18 protein-coding genes are annotated in these 24,042 nt (G+C 73.6%); 9 read left to right on the top strand and 9 right to left on the bottom strand.

Features of this window, described 5'->3' with window-relative positions:
- Positions 1–186: 186 nt before the first annotated feature.
- The 3 genes from ACFRFC_RS02225 to ACFRFC_RS02215 are packed head-to-tail and all read right to left on the bottom strand — an operon-like array spanning position 187 to position 2,776.
- Entirely contained in the window at positions 187–1,548 is a 1,362-nt protein-coding gene (locus ACFRFC_RS02225; protein WP_382689294.1) for an FtsX-like permease family protein, read from the bottom strand.
- Positions 1,545–2,246 carry an ABC transporter ATP-binding protein gene (locus tag ACFRFC_RS02220; protein WP_382689292.1) on the bottom strand — a complete coding sequence of 234 codons (702 nt, stop codon included), beginning with the start codon at positions 2,244–2,246 and terminating at the stop codon, positions 1,545–1,547. Before ACFRFC_RS02220 ends, ACFRFC_RS02225 begins: the two co-directional genes overlap by 4 nt.
- Positions 2,243–2,776, bottom strand: a complete 534-nt coding sequence (locus ACFRFC_RS02215) for a PadR family transcriptional regulator (RefSeq protein WP_382689290.1) — start codon at positions 2,774–2,776, stop codon at positions 2,243–2,245. Before ACFRFC_RS02215 ends, ACFRFC_RS02220 begins: the two co-directional genes overlap by 4 nt.
- A gap of 269 nt (positions 2,777–3,045) precedes the next feature.
- Between ACFRFC_RS02215 and ACFRFC_RS02210 the strand changes: the two genes are divergently transcribed.
- The 3 genes from ACFRFC_RS02210 to ACFRFC_RS02200 all read left to right on the top strand — a co-directional run bounded on the left by ACFRFC_RS02210 (position 3,046) and on the right by ACFRFC_RS02200 (position 5,728).
- Positions 3,046–3,261 (top strand): hypothetical protein, encoded by a 216-nt coding sequence (locus ACFRFC_RS02210; RefSeq protein WP_382689288.1) that lies wholly within the window; start codon positions 3,046–3,048, stop codon positions 3,259–3,261.
- On the top strand, positions 3,262–5,337 hold the full coding sequence (gene malQ / locus ACFRFC_RS02205) for a 4-alpha-glucanotransferase (RefSeq protein ID WP_382689286.1): 2,076 nt from the start codon (positions 3,262–3,264) through the stop codon (positions 5,335–5,337). It abuts the gene before it with no gap.
- Between the two features lie 115 nt (positions 5,338–5,452).
- Entirely contained in the window at positions 5,453–5,728 is a 276-nt protein-coding gene (locus tag ACFRFC_RS02200) for a hypothetical protein (RefSeq protein ID WP_382689283.1), read from the top strand.
- A gap of 68 nt (positions 5,729–5,796) precedes the next feature.
- Here ACFRFC_RS02200 and ACFRFC_RS02195 read toward each other — a convergent pair whose 3' ends face one another.
- Together ACFRFC_RS02195 and ACFRFC_RS02190 are read right to left on the bottom strand one after the other, a co-directional pair.
- A complete protein-coding gene (locus ACFRFC_RS02195; RefSeq protein ID WP_382689281.1) occupies positions 5,797–6,960 on the bottom strand; it encodes a hypothetical protein in 1,164 nt (387 codons plus the stop codon).
- Positions 6,957–8,183 (bottom strand): HesA/MoeB/ThiF family protein, encoded by a 1,227-nt coding sequence (locus tag ACFRFC_RS02190; RefSeq protein ID WP_382689278.1) that lies wholly within the window; start codon positions 8,181–8,183, stop codon positions 6,957–6,959. The genes ACFRFC_RS02195 and ACFRFC_RS02190 overlap by 4 nt, the downstream gene beginning before the upstream one ends.
- 346 nt (positions 8,184–8,529) lie before the next feature.
- Between ACFRFC_RS02190 and ACFRFC_RS02185 the strand changes: the two genes are divergently transcribed.
- Positions 8,530–9,795 carry a M14 family zinc carboxypeptidase gene (locus tag ACFRFC_RS02185; protein WP_382689275.1) on the top strand — a complete coding sequence of 422 codons (1,266 nt, stop codon included), beginning with the start codon at positions 8,530–8,532 and terminating at the stop codon, positions 9,793–9,795.
- Between the two features lie 164 nt (positions 9,796–9,959).
- Here ACFRFC_RS02185 and pepN read toward each other — a convergent pair whose 3' ends face one another.
- Positions 9,960–12,572 (bottom strand): aminopeptidase N, encoded by a 2,613-nt coding sequence (gene pepN / locus ACFRFC_RS02180; protein WP_382689272.1) that lies wholly within the window; start codon positions 12,570–12,572, stop codon positions 9,960–9,962.
- A 120-nt stretch (positions 12,573–12,692) separates the two neighbouring features.
- Here pepN and ACFRFC_RS02175 point away from each other — a divergent pair, with 120 nt between their 5' ends.
- Together ACFRFC_RS02175 and ACFRFC_RS02170 are read left to right on the top strand one after the other, a co-directional pair.
- On the top strand, positions 12,693–13,181 hold the full coding sequence (locus tag ACFRFC_RS02175; RefSeq protein ID WP_382689269.1) for a DUF1203 domain-containing protein: 489 nt from the start codon (positions 12,693–12,695) through the stop codon (positions 13,179–13,181).
- 235 nt (positions 13,182–13,416) lie between these two features.
- The gene (locus ACFRFC_RS02170; RefSeq protein WP_382689266.1) at positions 13,417–14,676 is read left to right on the top strand and encodes an MFS transporter; all 1,260 of its coding nucleotides are present in this window, start codon (positions 13,417–13,419) and stop codon (positions 14,674–14,676) included.
- A 78-nt stretch (positions 14,677–14,754) separates the two neighbouring features.
- On the opposite strand, the gene ACFRFC_RS02165 is transcribed toward ACFRFC_RS02170, so the two are convergent.
- Positions 14,755–15,783 (bottom strand): aspartate-semialdehyde dehydrogenase, encoded by a 1,029-nt coding sequence (locus ACFRFC_RS02165; RefSeq protein WP_382689263.1) that lies wholly within the window; start codon positions 15,781–15,783, stop codon positions 14,755–14,757.
- Between the two features lie 163 nt (positions 15,784–15,946).
- Positions 15,947–18,109 carry a TerD family protein gene (locus tag ACFRFC_RS02160; protein ID WP_382689261.1) on the bottom strand — a complete coding sequence of 721 codons (2,163 nt, stop codon included), beginning with the start codon at positions 18,107–18,109 and terminating at the stop codon, positions 15,947–15,949.
- A 246-nt stretch (positions 18,110–18,355) separates the two neighbouring features.
- Between ACFRFC_RS02160 and ACFRFC_RS02155 the strand changes: the two genes are divergently transcribed.
- Together ACFRFC_RS02155 and ACFRFC_RS02150 are read left to right on the top strand one after the other, a co-directional pair.
- A complete protein-coding gene (locus ACFRFC_RS02155) occupies positions 18,356–18,889 on the top strand; it encodes an RNA polymerase sigma factor (protein WP_382689258.1) in 534 nt (177 codons plus the stop codon).
- A 1-nt stretch (position 18,890) separates the two neighbouring features.
- On the top strand, positions 18,891–19,739 hold the full coding sequence (locus ACFRFC_RS02150; RefSeq protein WP_382689255.1) for a hypothetical protein: 849 nt from the start codon (positions 18,891–18,893) through the stop codon (positions 19,737–19,739).
- 92 nt (positions 19,740–19,831) lie between these two features.
- On the opposite strand, the gene ACFRFC_RS02145 is transcribed toward ACFRFC_RS02150, so the two are convergent.
- Entirely contained in the window at positions 19,832–23,137 is a 3,306-nt protein-coding gene (locus ACFRFC_RS02145; protein ID WP_382689252.1) for a S8 family serine peptidase, read from the bottom strand.
- A 257-nt stretch (positions 23,138–23,394) separates the two neighbouring features.
- Here ACFRFC_RS02145 and ACFRFC_RS02140 point away from each other — a divergent pair, with 257 nt between their 5' ends.
- Positions 23,395–23,925: a hypothetical protein gene (locus ACFRFC_RS02140; RefSeq protein ID WP_382689249.1), complete on the top strand. Its 531-nt coding sequence runs from the start codon at positions 23,395–23,397 to the stop codon at positions 23,923–23,925.
- The last annotated feature ends 117 nt before the right edge of the window (positions 23,926–24,042 follow it).

Raw genomic sequence — 24,042 nt, 5'->3', positions numbered from 1 at the left:
AGTACCCCCGCCGCCGAAGCCGGGGGCCTGCGCCCACGTACCCCCGCCGCCGAAGCGGGGGCCCGCACCCCCGCACCCCCGCCGCCGAAGCCGGGGCCCGCACCCCCGCCGCCGAAGCCGCGGCCCGCACCCCCGCACCCCCACCCCCGAAGCCGGGACCCGCACCCACACACCCCCACCCCACCCTCACCCATACCGCAGCTCCCCCACCCCCACCGCCCGCCCCAGCAGCGGCAAGGACGTCGCTGCGGCCAGCAGGCATGTCGCGTACACCCCGGCCGGGACCAGCAGGGACAGCCAGGGGACGGACCAGCCGGGGCCCGTCAGGGCGCTGTACCAGAGGCCGATGGCCAGTCCGCCCGCCCCGGCCAGCAGCACGGCCGGGGCCAGTGGGAGCGCGGTCTCCAGGAGCAGGGCGCGGCCCAGCACCGCACGCGGCACCCCGGCGGCGGACTGCGCGGCCAGCCCCCGGCGCCGGGTGGCGAGGGACTCGGCGGCGCCCACGGCCAGCGCGCCCAGCGTGATCAGCAGGCCCACGGCGATCCCGGCGGCGGTCAGATCCAGCCCCGCCTCGTAGAAGGCGAGGGGCGCGGCGATGTACTCGGTCGACCGCAGCTCCGTCAGCAGCGCGGCCCGCACCCCCACGAACCCCGTCCCCAGCACCGTCACCAGCAGCACCGCCGCATGCGTGCGGGCCGCCGCCCACGGGTCGGCCCGCAGCCGCTCCGCCGCGATCAGCACCTCCGCGCGCCCGGTCCGCGCCGCCAGCCGGCGCCCGGTGAGCAGCGCCGAGACGCCCGACAGCCCGACCGCGCCCGCCCCGGTGAACAGCACGGCGAACCACACCCCCGCCGACGCCAGCGGAAACGGGTTGCGCGGGTCGGCCCACACCGTGCCCGCCACCAGCGCCACCGGCACCCCCACCACGGCCCCCGCCACCACGAGCCCCGAGGCCCGCCCGTGCGGGGCCCGCACCCGGCGGACCCAGCCCAGCGGCGAGGCCAGCACCCGGCGCAGCGCCAGCACGCTCACCAGCGCCCCCACCACCGGCACGGCCACCGCCACCAGCGCGATCCCGAGCCAGGCCGTGGCCGCCGGGTGCTGCCAGCGGGTCATCAGCAGCAGCACCGAGAACACCGTCGCCACCGCCGAGCCTGCGAGACACGCGAGCCCCGTCTCGTACCCCGCGATCCGCCGTACCTGCCACGGTGAGCCGCCCGCCAGCCGCAGCCCGGCCAGCCGCCGGTCGCGGTGCACCGCCCCGATCCGCGCGCACTGCCCGAGGAACCCCAGCACCGGGATCAGCAGCAGCACCAGCGCGAGCACCACCCCCGCCCGCTCGCCGGGCTGATCCAGCAGGCCGTGCGCCACGCCGATGTCGTACTGCCCCTTCAGCGAGGCCAGTGTCACCGCCGCCAGCGCGAAGCCGGTCGCCAGCGCCGCGCCGATCCCGGTGAGCGTGATCCGCCACCACTCCCGCCGGTCGGAACCCCGCAGCAACGTCCACGCCAGCCGCAGATCCGCCCGTACAGCCGTCGCCGCCCTCATCGGGTCACCGCCGTGTGCCCGGCCACGACCGCGCCGTCGTGCAGCGCGATCTCGCGGTCCGCGTACGCCGCCACGCGCGCGTCGTGCGTGATCAGCACGACCGCGCTGCCCGTCTCGCGGACCGTGTGCACCAGGGCCGTCATCGTCCGCTCCCCGGCGAGCGAGTCCAGCGCGCCGGTCGGCTCGTCCGCGAACACCACCGCCGGGCCGGTCACCAGCGCCCGCGCCATCGCCACCCGCTGCGCCTGTCCGCCGCTCAGCTCACCGGGCCGCAGTTCCCCCTGCCCCCGCACCCCGAACCGCTCCAGCCACTCGTCCGCCGCCCGCCGGGCCCGCGCCCGGCCCTGTCCGGCCAGCAGCAGCGGCAGCGCCACATTGTCCAGGGCGGTCAGCTCCGGGATCAGCTGCCCGAACTGGAACACCACCCCGAACTCCGTGCGCCGCAGCTCGCTCAGCCGCGGCTCCGGCAGCCGGTCGACGCGCTCACCGCCGTACGTCACCTCCCCCTCGTCCGGCCGGACGATCCCGGCCAGACAGTGCAGCAGCGTGGATTTGCCGCTGCCGCTCGCGCCGGTGACGGCGAGGATCTCGCCCGCCCCCAGCTCCACCGAGGCGCCGCGCAGCGCACGGGTGGGTCCGTGCGCCTTGACCAGCCCGCGCGCGGCCAGGACCGGCGCGGCCGAAACAGTCGTACTCATGCGGGGTCTACCTCCGCGGTCAGGGACGTCAGCCGGGCCGCGGTGGTGGTCATCCAGCGCAGATCGGCGTCCAGGTGGGTCAGGGCGTAGTCGGCCGACAGGACCGTGGGCAGTCCGGCGTCCGGGGCGGTCTTCACGGCCGTCAGCTCCCGCATCCGGGCCAGGTGCGCCGCGCGCTGCTCGCGCAGATACGCGGCCGGGTCGCCGGAGACGAGGATCGAGACGACGACCTTGGCGAAGATCTCGTTGGCGACGAACGGCGCGGGCGGCGCGATCTCGGCCGCCCAGTGCTCCAGCTCGCGCCGGCCGTCCTCGGTGGCGCGGTACCGGGTGCGCTCGGGGCCGCCGTCGGCTTCCGTGCCGTCGACCTCCGCGAGACCGTCCCGGACCAGGCGCTGGAGGGTTTGGTACACCTGCCCGTAGGCCAGCGGGCGGGCCTGCGGGAAACGCTCGTCGTGCCGCCGCTTGAGGTCGTAGCCATGCCGGGGCCCCGCGGCTAGCAGGCCGAGCAGGATGTGGCGGGTGCTCATGGGCAGCAGTATGTACTGAGTGTATGTACCGAGTACATAGTCACCGTGAAATTCGCACACCCGACCGCTCCCGGCAGGAAATACGTCTGCGTCCGCCGCCGCTGGGTAGGGCTGATTCCGTATGCAGTTCCGTAGTCCCGTAGTCCCGTAGTCCCGTAGTCCCGTAGTCCTGTAGTCCCGTATCCGTACCTGTACCGATCACCCGCACGCTGGGAAGACCCGCACGCTACGAAGACCAGCCCGCCGTATCCCGAACAAGGAGCCCCTCCGTGGCCGCATCGGCACACCTCCTCCTCTCGGCGCTCTCCGAACGCCCGGACGACCCGCCCGGCCTGGGCCCCGGCGACGGACCGTCCTGCGCGTTCAGCGCCGAGACCGCCTGCGCGCAGACCCCGCTGACCAGCGAACCCCCGCTGCCCGACGCCGAACCCCTCACCAGTGAGCCGCCGCTCGCCGCCCCGGACGCCGACACCACGAGGCCGTAGATGAACGCACCCCGGCCGGCCGGAACCCCGGACGAGGACCTGATCCACCTCGCCGCACTCCACGGCGTCGCCACCTCCTACCGCCCCGCCCCGGACCGCACGGTCGCCGCCACCGCCACCGCGATCACCCGGGCCCTCGCCGCCCTCGGCGTGGACACCGGCACCCCGCGGGCCGTCCGCGCGGCCCTCGCCGACCGTCGCCGCGCGCTCGGGGAACGGCTGCTGCCGCCGACGGTCGTCGGCTGGGGCGAGGCCGCCCCGGCGGCACTGGACACGCTGCCCGCCGGCACCCGGGTACAGGTCGTGACCGAGCAGGGCGAGCCCCGCGCCTCCGCTGCCGGCCTCCCGCCCGGCGTCCACCGGCTGACCGCCACCGCCCCCGACGGCCGCACCGCCGAGGCCCATCTGATCGTCGCGCCGCCCCGTCTGCCCACGCCGCCGGGACGCTCGTACGGCCTGCTCGTCCAGCTCTACTCGCTGCTCTCCCGGCGCTCCTGGGGCATGGGCGACCTGGGCGATCTGGCGGAACTCGCCGACTGGGCCGGACGCTCGCTCGGCGCCGGATTCCTCCAGGTCAACCCGCTGCACGCGGGCGTGCCCGGCCACCCCACCGACCCGTCCCCCTACCGCCCCTCCTCCCGTCGGTTCCCCGATCCGGTGCATCTGCGGATCGAGGACGTGCCGGAGTACGCGTACGCCGACGACCGGGTGCGTGAGCTGCGGGAGCGCGGCGGGCGGCTGCGCGAGGCCGTGCTGGACAAGGGCGCGCTGATCGACCGGGACGCGGTGTGGGAGCTGAAGCGGGCCGCGCTGGAGGTGCTGGCCGCCGTCGAGCCGGGACCCGGCCGCCGGGCCGCCTACTGCGACTTCCTCGCCGCCCAGGGGCGGGCCCTGGAGGACCACGCCACCTGGAACGCGCTCGCCGAGGTGCACGGCCCGGACTGGCACAGCTGGCCCGAGCGGCTGCGCGACCCGCGCTCACCGCAGACCGCGCGCGCCCGCGCCGAGCTGATGGACCGGGTCGATCTGCACTGCCGGCTGGCCTGGCTCACCGACAGCCAGCTCACCGCCGCCCAGCGCACCGCCCGCGAGGCCGGGATGCCGCTCGGGATCGTGCACGACCTCGCCGTGGGCGTCCACCCGCAGGGCGCCGACGCCTGGGCGCAGCAGGAGTACTTCGCCGCCGGGATGTCGGCCGGCGCCCCGCCCGACGCGTTCAACGCCCGGGGCCAGGACTGGGGCCTGCCGCCCTGGCGCCCCGACCGCCTCGCCGCGTCCGGCTACGCGCCCTTCCGGGAACTGCTGCGCGGCCTGTTCCGCTACGCCGGCGCCCTGCGCATCGACCACGTCATGGGCCTGTTCCGGCTCTGGTGGGTGCCGCAGGGGCTGCCGCCCACGGAGGGCACGTACGTCCGTTACGACGCCGAGGCCATGCTCGCCGTACTGGTGCTGGAGGCGTCCCGGGCCGGGGCGGTGGTGATCGGGGAGGATCTGGGGACCGTCGAGCCGGGGGTGCGGGAGGCGCTGCGTGAGAGGGGGGTGCTGGGGACGTCGGTGCTGTGGTTCGAGCGGGACTGGGAGGGCGACGGCCGCCCGCTGCCGCCGGACCGCTGGCGCGCGGACTGCCTGGCCACCGCCACCACCCATGACCTCCCCCCTACGGCGTCCCGGCTGGCCGGCGACCACGTCGAACTCCGCGACCGGCTCGGCCTGCTCACCCGCCCGCTGTCCGTCGAGCGCGCCGAGGCCGCCGCCGACACCGGCGAGTGGCTCGGCCTGCTGGCCCGTCTCGGGCTCCTCGACGCCGCCGGCGGCGGCCATGGCCCGGCCGAGGAGGAGGCCCGGATCCAGGCCGTCCACCGCTTCCTGCTGCGCACCCCCGCCCGGCTGACCGGCGTCTGGCTCCCCGACACGGTCGGCGACCGCCGCCCCCAGAACCTCCCCGGCACCTGGGACCAGTACCCGAACTGGCGGCTGCCCATCGCCGACGCCGACGGGAAGCCGGTGAGCCTGGAGGACCTGGCGGCGTCGGGACGGCTGCACGGGCTGCTGGGGGTGATGCGGGGTCACGTGTGATGCGGGGTCACGTACCGGGTGCCTGACCGGGTGCCCGACCCCATACCCCCTGAGGCCCGTCCTTTACGGCACCCCGGACGCGCGTCGGGACCCGGCGTTGGGTACGTTGGGCCCCGTGGACAAGAAGAACGCCCTGCGCGCCGGCACCCTGGCGGCCGGCACGACGCTGATGATGCTGCTCATGTCGTCCCCCGCGCTCGCGCTGACCCGCGACGACGGTGACGACCCCGGCCAGGGCCTGAGCGTCATCGAGACGCTGGGCTGGTTCGTGTTCGCCCCGCTCGCGCTGTTCGGCATCATCGCCGGCCTGGTGATGGTCCTGGACCGCTCCGCCCCGGAGCACCGCGTCCACGCCCCGTCCGGCAAGCCGACGACGAAGGCCGGCGTCTGACCTTCCGGCCCTCGCCGGAAGCGCCCCCCGCCGGAAGCGCCCTCGCCCAACAACGCGCCCGCGCGCCCTCACCCCCGCCTTCTCTCCCGCCGTCTCCGCCACCACGTCCGGGCCCACAGCACATGGATCCCGCCCAGCGTGATCAGTACGACCGCCGCGTCCAGACGCGCGCCGAGGGGACTGTCGCCGGCCGTCAGGGTCCTCGCGGCCCGGGTCAGCAGGGCGATGTCGGCGGGCAGGGTCACCGCCGCCAGGAAGGCGAGACACAGGGCCGTGCCCAGGACGAGGACCACGCTGTACAGACGTACCGCGCGCCGCTCGTGGGCGGGCAGCGTACGGCTCGGGTCGGCCCCGGGACGGGCCAGCAGCCGCCGCGCCGCGTAACGGGCGTACGCGCGGCCGTCGCCGTACAGATCGCGGCAGCGGGTGAGGTCCTGGAGGACGAAGTACAGGTCCGTCCGCATGAACACCATCAGCTGGAACGGCAGCGGCAGCAGCGCCAGCACGGTGAGCGCGGCCAGCATCCGCCGCGCGGTGCCCTCCGCCGCCCCCGCGGCCAGCGCGGCGGCCGACGCGGCGGCCAGATTGACCGCGATGCCCGCGAGATAGGCGGTCATACGGTGCCGTCCGGGCGCCAGTTCGATGCCGCTGATGTCGGTCTGCATCACCAGGAACTGCAACCGGGTGCCCAGCCGCATCCGGGCCGGTACCCCGGTCGCCCGCGCGGTCACCAGATGGGCCAGCTCGTGCAGGAGCAGCAGCGCCCAGCCGCTCGCCGCGCCGAACGCCAGGACCAGGCTGCCGTGCTCGCTCCACAGCAGGGTCCGGTAGGAGAGGGCGACCCCCTCCGGGCGGGCGATCAGCGCGGTGATGATCAGCAGGACGATCAGCACCGGCAGCAGCGGGCTCAGCGTCCAGCGGACATGCGCCGGCCGGATCCGGGCCAGCGTCGGTTTCGGCGGGTCCGGCAACGGCACCGCGCGGCCGTCGACCTCCGCCACGAACCCCAGCTCCACCAGCGCGTCCACGAAGTCCGCCACATCCAGGTCGTGCCCGGTCTCCTCCTCAAGACGCCGCGCCGCCTCCCCGGTGCTCAGCCCCTCGCCCAGCAGATCGAGTGCCCGCTTCCCGGCCTCCGGGACGGCCACGAACGTGCCGGTGGCCGGGCGGCCGACGATCCACTCCGTGCCGTCCGGGCGGGCCGCCAGCTCATGCAGCCGTACCCGGCTCACCGTGGTGCGTCGCCGCAGGCCGGGCAGTCGGTGCGGCGCGGAAAGCGTTGCAGCACCCGGTCCCCGGGCACCATCAGGTTCACCCCGAAGCGGACCCCCGGCTCCAGCGCGGGCACCCCGGTCAGCAGCGACAGCGCCGCGTGCGCGAGCAGTCCGCCGGACAGCCCGGCCGTCACCGCGCTCGCCGGGTTCCACGGCAGCCGGGGCGAGGCCACGTCCTCGTCCTGCCCCGGCGCCAGCCGCAACTCCCGCCGGTCGGCCTCCCCGGCCCGCAGACACTCCCAGCAGGCCCCGCTCCCCGGTACGTACACCCCCGCCGTCACCAGCGGCCCCCGGTACCCGGCGTCCACCCATGGCAGCCCGGCGGCCAGACACACCCGGTTCACCCAGCGCCGCAGATCCAGCGGGCGGTCGGCGGCGAGGACGAGGAGGTCGTAGACGGGGCGGGTGGGAGGGAGGTCGCCGGTCGCGGAGGCGCCATCGGTGGAGGCGCCATCGGCGGGGGAGTCATCGGCGGGGGAGCCACCCCCGGTCCGCCTCCCCCCGCTCACCAGCTCCGCCAGATCCCCCACCCCCCGCGCCTCCCTGCGCTCCCCGGTGACCGTCACGTCCGAGTTCAGGGCGCGCAGGGTCCGCAGGGCAGCGTCGATCTTGGGGTGGCCGATGTCGGACTCGCGGTAGAGGGGCTGGCGGTTGAGGTTGGACAGTTCGACCACGTCCGGGTCGACGCAGTGCAGATGGCCGACGCCGGACGCCACCAGGGACTGGGCCGCGTAGCCGCCGGTGCCGCCGACGCCCAGGAGCAGGACGCGCGCCCGGCGCAGCAGCAACTGCGCCTCCCAGGCGCTGGCGCGCGGGCCCAGATCCATCCAGCGCAGCAGGGGCACACCCCGGCTGTAGCGCTCCCGTTCCCGGTCCGGCACGGGCACGGGCGCCGCCGCGTCCTCCACGAAACCGGCCGCCAGCAGATCGGCCATCGCCTGCCGTACGTCCGTGGCGGCCACCGCCGGATGCCCGGCCCGTACGCACGCGATGACCGCAGCCGGATCCCGGGAGCCGTCCATCGCCTCGACCAGCAGCCACACCCAGCCCTGTGGATCGGCGATCTCCGCGCCGATGCCGTACACGACGCTGCCGATGCGCACATGGCCGTCGACGGTCCGGTACGCCCGGTGCTCGGGCTTGACCCGGGGCCGGCGCAGGGACGACACCTCCGCGGTCACGCGGTCACCTCCATAGGAAATCCGCCACGGACCGATGAACAGCGAGGGCGGGCAAAGGAACGTTCAACACATCCGACCGTCGGATGCGGCCACACCGTGCCGACGACCAAGTACGCCTCCAACTGCGACATCCGACTCCAATCCACACCCTTGACACTCTTGTTCACCCGCACGACAGTTGGCAAGAAGCTCCCCGAGGGGGCTTCAATTCAGTCAAATCCCTTGCGAGGTTGGCGAGTTGAACGGGAGGAGAGCCGCATGGCCGAGAAGATCGTGATTCGCCCGCTGGACAAGAAGGAGACCACCGGAGACAGCAACTCCCAAGGCGCCTGAGCGGGGTACCAGCGTGCGGACAACGTGCCATCCGGGTTACCCGGCCGTCGGTGAACTGGAGCGGCGGGCCCGCGCGCTGGCCCTCGCGGCGCCCGGCACCCTACGGCTGCGGGCCGTCGGCGAGAGCCGCGCCGGGCGCCCGTTGTGGCTGCTGTCGGCCGGCCATGGTGAGCGGCACATCCTCACCGTGGCCGGCGCGCATGCCAACGAACCCGTCGGCGGCGCCTCCGCGCTGCGGCTCGCCGGGATCCTCGCCCGCCGTCCGCGCACCCTCGACCGGCTCGGCTGCACCTGGCACTTCCTGCTCTGTCTCGACCCCGACGGCGCCCGGCTCGCGCACGGCTGGGTCCCCGAGGAGCCCGCGCCCTCGCTCCAGGAGTGCCATCTGCGGTTCTACCGGCCCGCGTTCGCCCGCCAGCCCGAGTCGCTGCCCGCGCCGGGCGGGGACCGGACGCCGATGCCGGAGTCGGCGACCCTGGTCAGGCTCCTGGACGAACTGCGGCCGGTGGCCCAGTTCACCCTGCACGGCATCGAGTTCGGCGGCGCCTTCGCCATGATGACCCGCCAGGTGCCCGGCGCCGCCCGCGCCTTCCGCGCCACGGCCGCCCGGCTCGGCGTCCCGCTGGACGACCACCCGTGCGACGGCCCCGACTGGCTGCCCGACCGCCCCGGCATCCTGATCCGCCCCGGCGACCGGGACGGCGGCGAGCGCGACCCGAGCGGCTTCACCGCCGAGAGCACCTGGCTCTACCCGCGCCGCTACGGCACCCTGACCACCCTCGTCGAGGCACCGGCCTGGGCCGTGCCCGCCGTCGCCGACGCCCGCCCCGCCGCCGACCCGCACCGCGAGGTCGAGCGCATCGGGGAACTGCTGGTGGGCCGCACCCGTGAGCTGACCGCCGTACTCGCCGCCCGCGCCGCGACCCGCGTCCCCGCCGAACTGGCCCCGCTGCGCGACGCCGCCCTCGAACTGGCCGAGGTCGCCCCGTCCGTCGCCGCCACCTGGACCGCCGAGGAACGCACCGGCTCCCGCGGCCACTTCGCCACCCTCGGCATCGCCGCCCGCCGCATCCCCCTGCGCGCCGCCGCCATGATGCGCCGCGCCCTGCTCCCCACCGCCCCCACCACCGCAGACGCCCTCACCGACCTGGTCCGCGAATGGTGCCAGGAACTGGACAAGACCTACACCCCCCACTGGATCCCGATCCCAACCCAGACGGGCCTCCACGTACACACGATGACGGACATCGCCCGGCGCCTGTGCACACCGGCCCCCTGACCATCAAATAGGAAACTTTCCTGTCCAGCGTGCCGGCACCTGTCCAACGTAGACAGACACCTGTCCAACGTAGACAGACAGACACCTGTCCGACGCAGGGAGAGCACAGGAAAGGGGGTGACCGATCGGTCACCCCCTCTCCTGCCCTGATCGGTCCCGGTCGGCTACCGCCCCGCCGCTCCGTCCGCCGCCTGTGCCCGCAGCGCCCGTTCCACGCCCGCCCGGGACTCCGACACCAGCCGCCGCAGCGCGGCGTTCGGCTCGGCGTGCGCCAGCCAGGTGTCCGTGGTGTCCAGGGTGGCCTGGGCGACCTGCACCGCGGGGTAGAGGCCGACGGCGATCTGCTGGGCCATCTCGTGGGAGCGGGAGTCCCACACCCCCTTGAGCGCCTCGAAGTACTTCTCGGTGTACGGCGCCAGCAGCTCGCGCTGGTCGGTCTGCACGAAGCCGACGATCACCGCCTCCTGCACCGCGTTCGGGAGCTTGTCGGACTCCACGACCGACGCCCACGCCTCCGCCTTGGCCTCCGGCGTGGGACGCGCGGCGCGCGCGATGGCCGCGTGGCGCTCACCGGCGGCGGTACGGTCCCGCTGGTACTCGCCGGCGATCTCCGTCTCCTGGTAGCGCCCGACCGCCGCGAGCCGCTGCACGAACGCCCAGCGCAGCTCGGTGTCCACCGCCAGCCCCTCGATCGTCCGGGTGCCCTCCAGCAGGGCCTCCAGCAGATCCAGCTGCTCCGGGGTGCGCGCGGTGCCCGCGAACGCCCGCGCCCAGGCCAGCTGGTGGTCCCCGCCCGCCCCGGCCGCCCGCAGATGGGCGAGCGTGGCGTCGGTCCAGCGGGTCAGCAGCGCCTCGCGCGCGGCCGGGTCGGCGTACAGGTCGATCGCCAGCTTCACCTGCCGCTGGAGCGACTGCACCACCCCGATGTCGGACTCCTTGCCGATCCCGGACAGCACCAGCGACAGATAGTCGCGGGCGGCCAGCTCGGCGTCCCGGGTCATGTCCCACGCCGACGCCCAGGACAGCGCGCGCGGCAGCGAGTCCGCGAAGTCGCCCAGGTGCTCGGTGACGTACGCCAGCGACTGCTCGTCCAGGCGGACCTTGGCGTACGACAGGTCGTCGTCGTTGAGCAGGATCACGGCCGGGCGCCGCTTGCCGGTCAGCTCCGGTACGGCCGTCAGCTCGCCGTCGACATCCAGCTCGACGCGCTCCACGCGCACCAGCTTGCCGCTCGCCTCGTCCCGGTCGTACAGGCCGACCGCGATCCGGTGCGGGCGCAGCACCGGCTCGCCCTTGGCGCCGGCCGGGAGCGCCGGGGCCTCCTGGCGCACCGCGAAGGAGGTGATCACCCCGTCCGCGTCCGTCTCGATCGCCGGGCGCAGGACGTTGATCCCGGCGGTCTGGAGCCACAGCTTCGACCAGGTGCTCAAGTCACGCCCCGAGGTCTCCTCCAGCGCGCCCAGCAGGTCCGACAGCCGGGTGTTGCCGTACGCGTGACGCTTGAAGTACGCCTGGACGCCGCTGAAGAACGCCTCCATACCGACGTACGCCACCAGCTGCTTGAGCACCGAGGCGCCCTTGGCGTAGGTGATGCCGTCGAAGTTGACCAGGACGTCGTCCAGGTCACCGATCTCGGCCATGATCGGATGCGTGGAGGGCAGCTGGTCCTGCCGGTACGCCCAGGTCTTCATGGAGTTCGCGAACGACGTCCACGCGTGCGGCCAGCGCGAGCCGGGCGCGTACGCCTGGCAGGCGATGGAGGTGTACGTGGCGAACGACTCGTTCAGCCACAGGTCGTTCCACCACTCCATGGTGACCAGGTCGCCGAACCACATGTGGGCCAGCTCGTGCAGGATCGTCTCGGCACGCATCTCGTACGCCGCGTCCGTCACCTTCGACCGGAACACGTACTGGTCGCGGATGGTCACCGCGCCCGCGTTCTCCATCGCGCCCGCGTTGAACTCCGGCACGAACAGCTGGTCGTACTTCTTGAACGGGTACGCGTAGTCGAACTTCTCCTGGAACCAGTCGAAGCCCTGCCGGGTGACCTCGAAGATCGCGTCCGAGTCCAGGTGCTCGGCCAGCGACGGCCGGCAGTAGATGCCCAGCGGCACCGACTGCCCGTCCTTCTCGTACACGCTGTGCACGGAGTGGTACGGGCCGACGATCAGCGCGGTGATGTACGACGAGATCCGCGGCGTCGGCTCGAAGACCCAGACGTCGTCCTGCGGCTCGGGCGTCGGCGAGTTGGAGATGACGGTCCAGCCGCTCGGCGCCTTCACGGTGAACTGGAAAGTCGCCTTCAGGTCCGGCTGCTCGAAGGACGCGAACACCCGGCGGGCGTCCGGCACCTCGAACTGGGTGTACAGGTACGCCTGGTTGTCCACCGGGTCGACGAAGCGGTGCAGCCCCTCGCCGGTGTTGGTGTACGCGCAGTCCGCGACCACCCGCAGCACGTTCGGGCCCGCGTGCAGCCCCGCCAGCGCGATCCGCGAGTCCTTGAAGACCTCGTCCGCGTCGAGCGCCTCGCCGTTCAGCGTGACCTCGTGGACCACCGGGGCCACCAGGTCGATGAAGGACTCCGCCCCGGCCTCGGCGACGTCGAAGCGCACGGTGGTGACCGACCGGTAGGTGCCGCCCCCGCTCCCGGACTCCCCGGAGGCCGCGGAACCCCCGTCCTGCGCGCCGGAAAGGTCGAGATCGATCTCGTAAGAGCCGACGGTCAGCAGCTTCGCGCGCTGCTGCGCCTCTTCGCGAGTCAGATTTGTGCCAGGCACGCGGTCATCTCCTCGTTTCCTCGTTTTGTGTCGTTCGCGTCATCCTTCCATGTCACCCGCGCCGAACGCGATGTCCAAAACCCGCCGGTAACCAGGTCGCGGCAGGGCGACGCTGGGGGCATGACGACCACCTTCACGGCCCGCCCGATCGAGCCCATCGTGCTGAAGGAACTGCGCGCGGCCGACGACGCCGGACGCCCCCTGACCCCCGTCCGCGACGAGCAGGGCGGCGCCCCGCTGCGCTGCTGTCTGCGCCGCAGCCGCCCCGGCGAGCTGATCGCCCTGGTCGCGTACGCCCCGCTGCGCCGCTGGGCCGCGGGCACCGGCGCCCACCCCGGCGCCTACGACGAACAGGGACCGGTGTTCATCCACGCCGAGGACTGCGCGGGACCCGACCGGGACGGCCCAGCGGCGTTCACCAACTCCCACCGGGTCGTGCGGCGCTACTCCGCCGCCGGACGCATCCTCGGCGGCCACCTGGTCGCCCCCGACCGCGAGGGCGCCTTCCCGGCGGCGTTCGAGGAGGCTTTCGAGGACCCGGAGGTGGCGCTCGTCCATGTGCGGGCGGTGGAGTACGGATGCTTCCTGTACGAGGTACGGCGGCCGTAGCGGGGTAGCGGGGGTGGTACGCCCGCCGTAGCGGGTGGTACGGCCACAGGGCGCGGTACCGATATCCGGTAGGGGGTGCGGGTACCGCGGGCGGGCCGCACCACGGAACACTCCCGTTCACCCACGTCCCTCCCCTTCACCCGCACCCCTCCCCGGGCCGGCCGATGCGCCCCGCGTGGGCAAGGAGGGGGAAATCTCCGTTGTTCCCGGCGCGATCACGCCGAATCGTGGAGGCATGTCGTCCACGACTCCCGCGGCCACCGCCCCGGAACCCGCCGCCACCCCCCGCGCCGCCCACCCCTGGGCCGCCGTCCTCGCCCTCGCCGCCGCCACCTTCTCGGTGGTCACCGCCGAGATGCTGCCCGTCGGACTGCTCACCTCGCTCGGCACCGACCTGGGGGTGTCCGCCGGGACCGCCGGTCTGGCCCTCACCCTGCCCGGACTCATCGCCGCGCTCGCCGCCCCGCTGCTGCCGGTCGCCGTGCGCCGCGCGGACCGGCGGACCGTACTGTGCGCGCTGCTGCTCCTGCTCGCCGCCGCCGATCTGCTGTGCGCGCTCGCCTGGAACTTCACCGTCCTGCTGATCGCCCGCGCGCTGGTCGGGATCTGCATCGGCGGGGTGTGGGCGGTGGCCGCCGGGCTCGCCGTACGGATCGTGCCGTCCGCCGCGGTCGGCCGGGCCACCGCCGTCATCTTCAGCGGGATCGCGCTGGCGTCCGTGCTCGGGGTGCCCGCGGGCACCTTCCTGGGCGCCCTGGCGGGCTGGCGGTGGGCGTTCGCCGCGCTGGCCGTGCTCGCCGTCGCCGTGGCCGCGCTGCTGGCCCGCGCCCTGCCGCCGCTGCCCGCCGAACGCCCGATACGGTTCGCCACCGTCGCCGCGCTGCTGCGCGCCCCCGCGATCCGGCGCGGGATGCTCGCCGTCGCGCTGCTGATCACCGGCCACTTCGCCGCGTACACCTACATCCGCCCGGTGCTGGAGCGGATCCCCGGTACCGGCGCCGGGGAGATCAGCGTGCTGCTGCTCTGCTACGGGCTCGCGGGCGTCGCCGGGAACTTCGCCGTCGGCACGCCGGCCGCCCGCGCCCCGAGCCGGGCCCTGCTGCTGCTCGCCGCCGTCATCGGCATCACCGTCGTCCTGCTGGTCCCGGCCGACGGCACGGCCGCCGGGTCCGCCGCCCTGCTGATGGTCTGGGGGCTGGCGTACGGCGGTGTCTCGGTCTCCGCCCAGCACTGGCTTACGGCCGCCGCGCCCCACGCCCGGGAAGCGGCGTCGGGGCTGTTCGCCGGGGTGTTCAACACCGCCATAGCGCTGGGCGCGTTCGGCGGCGGCCGGGTGGTGGACGGCCCGGACCCGTCCGGCGTGCTGCTGCTGGGCGGCACGGCGGCGCTGCTGGCGCTCCCGGCGGTGGCGTGGGCGGGGCGGGCGGCCCGGGCCGGGGGAGCGGCCGGGGGGACGGCTGCGGCGGGGGGCACGGAAAAGGCGGCCACCGGGTGACCCGGGTGACCGCCCCCGCCGTACCGCCTGCGTTGGCTGCCCTACCGCCCGCTGCCGGCGTTGCCGTGGGTGCTGCCGTCAGCCCTGCCGGGCGGCGGTCAGCTCCCGCGCCACCAGCTCCGCGATCTGCAACGCGTTCAGCGCGGCGCCCTTGCGGAGGTTGTCGTTGGAGACGAACAGCGCCAGGCCGTTCTCCACCGTCTCGTCGCGGCGGATGCGGCCGACGTACGACGGGTCCTGACCGGCCGCCTGGAGCGGGGTCGGGACCTCGGTGAGGACCACACCCGGGGCATCGGCCAGCAGCTCGGCCGCGCGCTGCGGGGAGATCGGGCGGGCGAAACGGGCGTTGATCTGGAGGGAGTGACCGGAGAACACCGGGACCCGTACACAGGTGCCGGAGACCTTCAGACCCGGGATCTCCAGGATCTTGCGGGACTCGTGGCGCAGCTTCTGCTCCTCGTCGGTCTCGTTCAGACCGTCGTCCACGATCGAGCCCGCCAGCGGCAGCACGTTGTACGCGATCGGCGCCACGTACTTGTTCGGCGCCGGGAACTCGGCCGCCGAACCGTCGTGGGCCAGCTTGGGCGCGTCGTCGCCGACCTTCTTGATCTGCTCGAACAGCTCGTCCACCCCGGCCACACCGGAACCGGAGACCGCCTGGTAGGTGGCGACGACCAGCGCCTCAAGGCCCGCCTCGGCGGCCAGCGGCTTGAGGACCGGCATCGCGGCCATCGTCGTGCAGTTCGGGTTGGCGATGATGCCCTTGGGGCGGTGCGCGACGGCGTGCGGGTTCACCTCGGACACCACCAGCGGCACCTCGGGGTCGCGCCGCCACGCCGAGGAGTTGTCGATCACCACGGCGCCCTGCGCGGCGACCTTCTCGGCCAGCGCCCGGGAGGTCGAGCCGCCCGCCGAGAACAGCACGATGTCCAGGCCCGTGTAGTCGGCCGTGGCCGCGTCCTCCACCGTCACCCCGTCGAGGACCGTCCCCGCCGAGCGGGCCGAGGCGAACAGGCGCAGCTCCTCGGCCGGGAACTCGCGCTCCGCGAGAATCCTGCGCATGACCGTGCCGACCTGACCGGTGGCTCCGACGATTCCGACCCTCACGACGACTCCCTTACGTGACTGTGTGACCGCGTGTGACCGCGTGTGACTGTGTGCGTGCCCGGGGGGCGACGGGGCCCGGGGCACCTCCATCATGCGCGGGACCCCGGCCGGTGTGTCCAATCGATTGCCCGCGCACCGGACGGTTCACTCCGCCCCGCCCCGGTCAGCCCCGCAGCTCGATCGTCCACTCGCCGAGCGCCCGGACCTGGAGGATTCCTTCCGATATGCGGTGCGGATCGGAAGATCCGGTGACTTTGTGCCGGGGGAACAGGTTTTCGTCCAGCTGGAAGAGATGGTGGATGCCGCTGGTGCAGACGAAGGAGATCTCCGTGTCCGGCCCGGTGTGATGTACGACTCCATAGCCGACGCCCTGGGTGCGCCGCCCGAGCGGGGTCGCCGCCTTGAGCGGCTGCGGCTCCAGCCGCCATTTGGTGTGGTCGGCGGCGACGACCAGCAGGAAGCAGGTGCCGCCCGGATCCACCCAGACCGGGCCCAGCGCGGGCCGCCGTCTGCCCTGGAGATCGGCGATGATCGCGGTGTTCCCGAACGGATGGTTCACGGCGTGCGCGGCCAGATACCGGTCCTGCTGGTACGAGAGCTGGCTCAGGGACATCAGCGCCGGTGGCCCCTGGTAGCGCAGCACCGAGGTGCCCTGTCCCTCGACCGGGCCGGTGAACAGCGGCGCGTCCTCCTCGGGCAGCACCTCCAGGGTCCACTCGCCCTTGTGCTTGATCCGCAGGCCGATCTCGGCCTGACCCTTGGCGAAGACCGTCGCCGTACCGCGGATCCCGTTGTTGCGGCCGTTCAGCCACCCGGTCTCGTCGCCGTACTCGTCGATCCTGAACATCTCCAGGTCGTAGCCGCGCTCGGCGCCGGGGAAGTCGTAGCGCAGCAGCGCCGGGCGGCCGGGCCGGGGATTGACCAGCGTGATCGTCTTCTCGCCCCGGCCCTGGTAGACACCGGTCCTGCGGCCCTTCGCGGGATCGCGGACCGGCAGCGGGCGTGGTTCGAGCCGCCAGTCGCCGTCACCGCGCTCGACGACGAGCACATGCGGGCCGTCGGGGACCGGGAAGGTCTCCTTGAGCTTGCCGGTGTCGTTGACCAGCAGATCGTTGCGTTCGAGGTCGTCGAGGTGCTCGATCCGGTGGCCGGTGATCAGGAACCACGCGTCACGGTCGGCGCCCCCGTCGAACCGGGCCCGCACATCGCCCGAGGTGCCGGTGTAGAGGAGGACATCGGGGCCGCGCCCGTGAAGGGTCCGGGTGCCCAGCGGGCGGGCGGCGGCGAGCGGCAGGACGGAGAGGGTCCACTCGCCGCTGTACTTCACCCGCAGTCGCAGCGGCCGGTCGGCGGGCGGCTGGACCAGCGCGCGGCCGTGCAGATCACGCACGGTGGCGTTGAAGACGAGCTTGTCCTCCTTGTTGTCCCGGTCCAGGGTCTCGACGCACAGCCAGCTCTCGCCCTCGACCCGCGCCTCCACGATCACCGGCCCGCGTGGCAACGGCACCTCCACGGTGACCACGTCATTGCCCTTGCCGCTACGGACGTAGGGGGTGAAGTCGGGGCCGAGGGGGGAGGCGCCCGTGGTGGGCACGGTGGGCACGGTGGGCACGAGGGGCTGGGCGGGCGGTGGGCCCGAGGTCTTGGAGACGGCGGTGTTGAGGACGGGCCCGGCGGGTACGGGGGCCGGTGCTGCGGGGGCGGGGGCCAGGGGAGCCGGTGCCGAGGGAGCCGGTGCCAGGGGAACTGGTGCCAAGGGAGCCGGTGCTGCCACAGCAACCCCTGCCACCACAGGCGCCGCCCCCGCCACCTCCACCCCGAAGTCCGTCGCCAGTCCCGCCAGCCCCGACGCGTACCCCTGTCCCACCGCCCGGAACTTCCACGCCCCGTCCCGCCGGTAGAACTCGCCCAGCACGAAGGCCGTCTCCTCGGCCGCGTCCGTCACCGCGTAGTGCGCGGCCACCGTGCCGTCGGGCGCGACCGTCTGCACGTACAGCCCCGGCACCTGCCCGAAGGTCCCGCCGTCGCAGGAACCGGCGATCACCACGCGCTGTACGGCCGCCTCCACGTTCGGGAGGTCGAGTTCGAGCCACTCGGCGGACTGCCCGGCGCCCTGTCCGAGGCCCGCGTGCCGGACCGCGCCCGACGGGTGCCGGGGCTGGTTGTGGAACACCAGGTCGGCGTCGCCCCGCACCCGCCCGGCCGCGTCGAGCAGCAGGGCGGAGGCGTCCACGGCGGGTGTGCCCGGAACGTCGGCGCGACCGACCGCGACCCGCAAGGGAGCCGTGGGGACGGGAGCGTTGGCGCCTTTGGAGAGGTACGTCATGGGACACATGGTGACAGTGGAGGCGGCGTGAAGTCGATGGTCGGATGCGATGGTGGAGAGGGTGGGATCACGTGGAGGGAGACAGCGGGATCGGGCGGAGTGAGACAGTCGGCCGGGCGGAGGGAGACAGCCAGACGAAGCGGAGCGACACCGTCCGGACAGGGCCGGAAAGTTCCCCCGGATCCGCCCGAACGTTTCCGCCCGCTCCGGCGTCGTAGAGGAAACGCGGCGAGGAGAGGGGTGGCTGTGCTGCGCAGAATGGCGCGCCGCGGCCGGGGGGCGGACCGCTCGGCGGACGACCCGCTGGACGCGGCCCAGGAACGCCGGGTGCGAGCGGTGCTCGCGCTGGGCGGGGTGCCGCAGGCGGACCTGCCGGACGGGGTGCAGCAGGTCCGCCTGCGGCTGCTGGAGCGGGCGGCCGGCGGACTGGAGGCGCCCCGGGACATCTCCGCCTGGGCGGCGGTGGTCGCCTCCAACCTCGCCATGGACTGGCATCGCGCCAAGCGCCGCCAGGAGCGCCTCGGGGAGCGCCTCGCCGCGCTGCACGAACCGGTGCTCCCCTCGGCCGAGGACTCCCGTGTGCTCTCCCTCGCCGTCGCCCGGGGGCTGGACGAACTGCCCGACGCCCAGCGTCAGGTGCTGGTCCTGCGGTTCTACGCCGACCTGCCGGTGCGCGGGATAGCCGAGCAACTGGGCATCCCCGAGGGCACGGTCAAGAGCAGGCTGCACACCGCGGTCCGGGCCCTGCGCGCCCGGCTGCACGAGGACGAGGTGGTGTGACGTGTCCGTCGAACCCGACGGCTACGACGGCCCGGACGGCTCCGGCGGCCGGGACGGCTCCGGCGGCCGGGACGGCTCCGGCGGCCGGGACGGCTTCGCCGGTGCCTACGACGCCCTGGACCCGCTGCTGGCCGTGCTGATGGACGATCCGCTGCCCGACGAGGCCCGCGCCGACGCCGCCTTCATGGCCGAGTACCGCGCGGCGAGCGCCGATGTCACTGTCCTGCGCGAACAGTTGGGGCACATCGCGACGGCCCTCACCGACCCGCAGCCGCAGCCGGAGCCGCGCCCCGAGCCACGGCCCGCCCCCCTCCGCCCCCGCCCCCGCCGCCGCCCCTTCGCCCTTGTCCTGGGCGGGCTGGCCGCCGTATGCGCCGCCGTCCTGCTGGCCGGGCTCGGCTGGATCGCGGTGCAGGCGGGTGCGGGCGCGAGCGACTCCGCCGCCAGCGGCAGCAATGGCAAGGCGGCGGCCGAGGACGCGGGGGGCGACGAGGACGGCGGCGAGAACCAGGCGTCCTCGGCCCTGGGCAGCCCCGGCTATCTCGCCTGCGCCCGGCTGGTGGTCGAGGGCGAGGTCACCGCCGTACAGCCCGAACCGGGCGGCGGCGGGGACCGGATCACGCTGGACATCACCCGGTACCACAAACCGGCCCGGGGCGAGCCGCAGATCACCTTCACGCTGAGCCGGGACAGCGAGCCCCGGCTGGAGCAGGGCGACCACGCCCTGATCGCCATCCGGACCGGTGCCACCGCACCCGATCTGTGGGTGGTCGGCGAACAGGACATCGCCCCCGAGCGCGCCCTGATCACCGAGACCCTCCCCAGGGCCGAGGGCCTGCCCTGCGAGTGACCGCCCGACGCGAAGGGGCGGGCGCCCCCCCCGAGGGGGACGCCCGCCCCGGTCCCACGAACTACGTGGTCACCGTGCGGTCACGCGGTCCGCTACGGCGTCACCTCGCCGATCGCCACGCTGCCCACGCCCGCGGTGGTGCCGCGCGCGGTGACCAGCTTGACCTCGCCGAAGAACGCGCGCCCGGCGGGCGCGGGCGCCACGGCGGTGACGTTCGCGGAGACCTGCGCCGACGCACCCGTACCGAGCTTCACCGGCGCGGACCCGTCGACGCTCACCGTGCCGAGCCCGGCGGAGAAGAACACGTCGAGGTAGTCGTACGCGGTGCTGCCGGCCGGCACCGAGTACCCGTCGATCAGCACGGAGTACGTGCCGGCCGCCGGGGCGGTGACGGACACGGCCTCCTCGGAGTCACCGTCGGCCGCCTGGGCGACGACGTTGCCGTTCGCGTCCAGGAGGTAGAGGTCGAGGTCGGCGGCGGCGTCCGAGACATTGCCGATCGACGCGTCCAGCCGGGTGGCCCCCGCCGGGACGGTGACCTCGAACTCGGCACTCTCGCCGTGCCCGATCTCCCGCCGCTCCGACAGCGACGAACCGAGCGGACCGCCCTCCAGCTTGCCGTCGATCGGCGCCTTGGAGTTGGTCACGGTCCAGGACACCGGGGCCGGGGTACCGGCCTGGATCTCGGGCAGCGTCACGGTCTCGGGCGCGAAGTCCGCGCCCAGGACGGTGACATCCAGCTTGAACGGGTTGTTGAGCAGCGGCGACGTACGGCGCGACTCGACCTCGATCTCCCACACGCCCGGCTGCGGATCGCTGTACGAGCGCGCGTCGGGGCGGCAGCCGTTGCCGTCGAGGTAGTTGTTGTAGCAGTACGGCGTGGAGGTCTCGTCCAGCGCGACACCGTACGGGTGGATGCTGATGAACCGCGTCTGGCTCGTGGCCTTCAGGCCGCTGATGGCCACCTCCAGCGCCTCGGCGCCCTCGGGCACGGTGACGAAGTAGGAGGTCGAGCTGTTGCGCTGGACCGAACCGGAGGCGGAGAAGGTGTAGTTCACGGGCTGCGCGGCCACGACCGTGCTGAGCACCTGCTGATCGACGCCCTCGGTGCGCGGGTCGTCGACCTCCAGGATCGCGCTCTTGACGCCCGCCGACTTCGGCGCGGCCTGCACCTTGACGGTGACCGGCTGGTTCAGCGGCAGCTTCACCTCGTCGGAGCCGACGATCTTGAAGGTGCTCTCCGCGTTGTTCGCGAAGTCCAGCTCGTGCTTGAGCGCCGTGTTCGCGCCGCTGGTACGGGTCAGTGTGATCTCGTACGTCTTCTTCTGCCCGGCCTTGAGGCCGCCCTCGCGGTCGTAGAGACCGGTGCCGTAGCCCGGGGTCTCAAGGAACTGGTCGATCGCGGTGTCCACCGGTGCCTTGACCGTGTAGGTGTGGGCGGTCGCCCCGTCGCGGACCGACTTCCAGGCGTCCTCGACGTTGATCAGGCCCGCGCCCTCCTCGTACGCCTGCACACCGCTGATGTGGTCGGCGGTGGAGGTGAGGGCGGTGCGCAGCTTCGCGGGCGTCAGATCGATGCCGCGCTGCTTCGCCGCGCTCAGCAGCAGGGCCGCCGCGCCGGTCGCCTGCGGGGAGGCCATCGAGGTGCCCTGGAGCATGGAGTAGCCGGGCGGCAGGCTGTAGCCCGCCTCGGCGACCGCGCCGCCGGGCGACCAGGTCTGGGTGGTGTTGATGGCGGCGCCGGGCGCGGACAGGGTCGGCGTGAAGCCGCCGTCCTCACGCGGGCCGCGCGAGGAGAACGGCATCATCGCGTTCTTCTTCGCCACCTGGGAGCCGTAGTTGGCGGCCCAGGTCTCCTTGGAGATGGTGGCGCCGACCGAGATCACCTTGTCGGCGAGGGCCGGGTCGCTGATGGTGTTCAGGCCGGGGCCGTCGTTGCCCGCGGAGATCACCAGCTGGACGCCGTACTCGTCGATCAGCCGGGTGTACAGCTCGGCGCGGGCGTTGTTGCCGTCGTTGAGCGACGGGAGGCCGCCGATGGACATGTTGACGATGTCCACGTCACGGTTGACGACGAGGTCGATCATGCCCTCGGTGAGCGCCACGTTGGTGCAGCCGCCGCTCCAGGTGCAGGCGCGCGAGGAGACCAGCTGGGCGCCGGGCGCGGCACCGTTCATCTCGCCGCCGAACAGGCCGTTGGCGGCGGTGATACCGGCCACGTGGGTGCCGTGGGCGCCCTCGATGACACCGATGCTGACGTAGTCGGCCTTGGCGCCGGTGTCCGCGTTGTAGACGACGTCCTTGCGGATCTCGATGACGAACGGGATGCGCTCGGCGATCTCGGTGGCCGGGTTGTCGGTGCCGAAGTAGCCGATCTGGAAGCCGTCCTTGTACGGCTTCAGCGCGGTCTCGTCGGAGAAGTCGAGATCGTCGTCCAGGTCGACCCGGACGGTCCCGGCGGCCGGGTCGTACAGCACGCCCCAGACATCGGTCCGGTCGCCGTCGCGGTTGAGGTCCCCGGCCATGTCGCCGCCATTGGTGGCGGACTCGGAGAAGTAGTTGAACTTGTAGGTGCCCGCCGGGGTGGAGAAGGTCTCCCGGGTGCCGGTCGGCGAGGTGACGGTGAAGCCGGTGCCGCTGACCGAGGCGGTCATCCGCCGCCAGGTGCCGTCGCCGTCGACCACCGGGTCGGTGGCCGTCACCCAGTCGACGATCTTGCGCTCGCCGGTGGTGGTCTGCTGGAGCGCCGGGTGAGCGAGGTCCACCCCGGAGTCCAGGATGCCGATGGTGACCCCGCGGCCGTCCGCCTTCGGATTGTCGTCCACGAAGTCGACGGCACCGGTCTCGAAGGACGGGTTGTACGGGTTCTCCGCCGGGGTGTCCTCGTCCGGCGCCGGGTAGGCGGCGGTGCCCGTCGCGCCCGGGGCGGTGGCACCCGCGTCGGGGCTCGGGTCCTCCAGCGGGATCTCCTCGCCGAGGTCGATCGCGTGCACGGAGGACAGCTCGGCCGCGGCGGCGATGGCCGCGTCCGCCTTGCCGGTGGGGACGGTGGCCCGGACATAGCCGAGCTGGTCGTACGTCTGGCCGACCAGTCCGCCGTCGACGGCGTCGAGCTGGCCCGCGACCTGCTCGGTGGCGCCCGGCGCGGTGGCGACCATCAGGGTGATGGTCTTCTCGCCGTCGGCCTTGGCCTCGGCGAGCAGTTCGGCGTCGGCCGAGCCGAGCTTGTCGTCGGCGGACTTCACCGCGGGGTCCGCGGCGACGGGCGGGGCGTCGGCGGCGAGGGCCACGGGTATGGGCCCGGCGGCGGCGAGCGCGGCCACGAGTCCGGCGGCCACGGCGATCCGGGCCACGCGTCTCGCGCCGGGTATGGATTCGCTCTCGGGGGTCTGGGTCATCGGCATCCCTTGAAGGTGAAGGAACGAACCTGAGCGTACGTTCGGCCGGGATCGATCGGTCCTGGCCGAAGGCGTCCGGAATGCGGTCCCGGACGACCGCCCAGCCTTGCGCAAGGGACAGATGTTTGGGGAGAGTTGACCGAAACTCGGTGGAGGGATGGGGAAAACCCGCGATGGGTTTCGCGGGCGTTGGTCGCCCTTCGGACGGCTTGTCCCGCATGCGTCGCTCCGCCCCACCCCGACCGGAGGCCGGCTTCATGTTCCCCGCACGGCTGCGTGCCGGTGCCCCGTTGGCCGTGGCGATGCTCGCCCTGTCCGGCTGCTCCTCCCTCTGGAACTGCACCGACACGACGGCGGAGCGCGGTGAGGCCGGGGTCGGGGTGCGGGTCTTGGACACGTCCGGGCAGCCTCTCGGCGTCACCGCCGAGGTCGTCGACTGGCGCCTTGAGCCCCACCCGCAGGTGCCCTCCGACGGCGACCGGGTCCGCTTCCAGTACCGCTTCGACGGCGCCGACGAGCGGTCCGGCCCCGCGGTGGACGCGTGCGCGGTCGACAAGGACCGCCTGGTGCTGGGGTGTATGACGGTGTATTCGTCCGGGGCGTGGCCCGAGCCGGACGATGCCCGCACGGGCGACGACTGGCTCGCCGTCGAGCACCCCGAGCGGGTCGCCGGAGTGCTGCTGATCCCCAATGACCAGTCCTACGACGGACGCACCTGCGAGCAGGACAGCAAGGACGGCGGCGGGCAGCATCCGCCGGAATCCCCCAGCGTGGGGGACCAGTTGTAAGAGGCCGACGCCCGCCGGGTACGAGTCCCTTGGTCGAGATGCCTGTGTGTGCCCGGCGCGTACGAGTCCCTTGGTCGAGATGCCTGTGTGTGCCCGGCGCGTACGAGTCCCTTGTAC

The sequence above is a fragment of the Streptomyces sp. NPDC056734 genome (genome assembly GCF_042790455.1).
GTDB lineage: Bacteria > Actinomycetota > Actinomycetes > Streptomycetales > Streptomycetaceae > Streptomyces.
Note: the sequence above shows the minus strand (reverse complement) of the source record. Positions and strands in the feature narration are given on the sequence as shown.

Bases quoted from the DNA above. Each gene is read 5' to 3' on its own strand.
- malQ (WP_382689286.1), top strand. From the start codon at position 3,262: ATGAACGCACCCCGGCCGGCCGGAACCCCGGACGAGGACCTGATCCAC.
- ACFRFC_RS02170 (WP_382689266.1), top strand. From the start codon at position 13,417: ATGTCGTCCACGACTCCCGCGGCCACCGCCCCGGAACCCGCCGCCACC.
- ACFRFC_RS02140 (WP_382689249.1), top strand. From the start codon at position 23,395: ATGTTCCCCGCACGGCTGCGTGCCGGTGCCCCGTTGGCCGTGGCGATG.
- ACFRFC_RS02215 (WP_382689290.1), bottom strand. From the start codon at position 2,776: ATGAGCACCCGCCACATCCTGCTCGGCCTGCTAGCCGCGGGGCCCCGG.
- ACFRFC_RS02160 (WP_382689261.1), bottom strand. From the start codon at position 18,109: ATGACGTACCTCTCCAAAGGCGCCAACGCTCCCGTCCCCACGGCTCCC.
- ACFRFC_RS02225 (WP_382689294.1), bottom strand. From the start codon at position 1,548: ATGAGGGCGGCGACGGCTGTACGGGCGGATCTGCGGCTGGCGTGGACG.
- ACFRFC_RS02145 (WP_382689252.1), bottom strand. From the start codon at position 23,137: ATGACCCAGACCCCCGAGAGCGAATCCATACCCGGCGCGAGACGCGTG.
- ACFRFC_RS02220 (WP_382689292.1), bottom strand. From the start codon at position 2,246: ATGAGTACGACTGTTTCGGCCGCGCCGGTCCTGGCCGCGCGCGGGCTG.
- ACFRFC_RS02175 (WP_382689269.1), top strand. From the start codon at position 12,693: ATGACGACCACCTTCACGGCCCGCCCGATCGAGCCCATCGTGCTGAAG.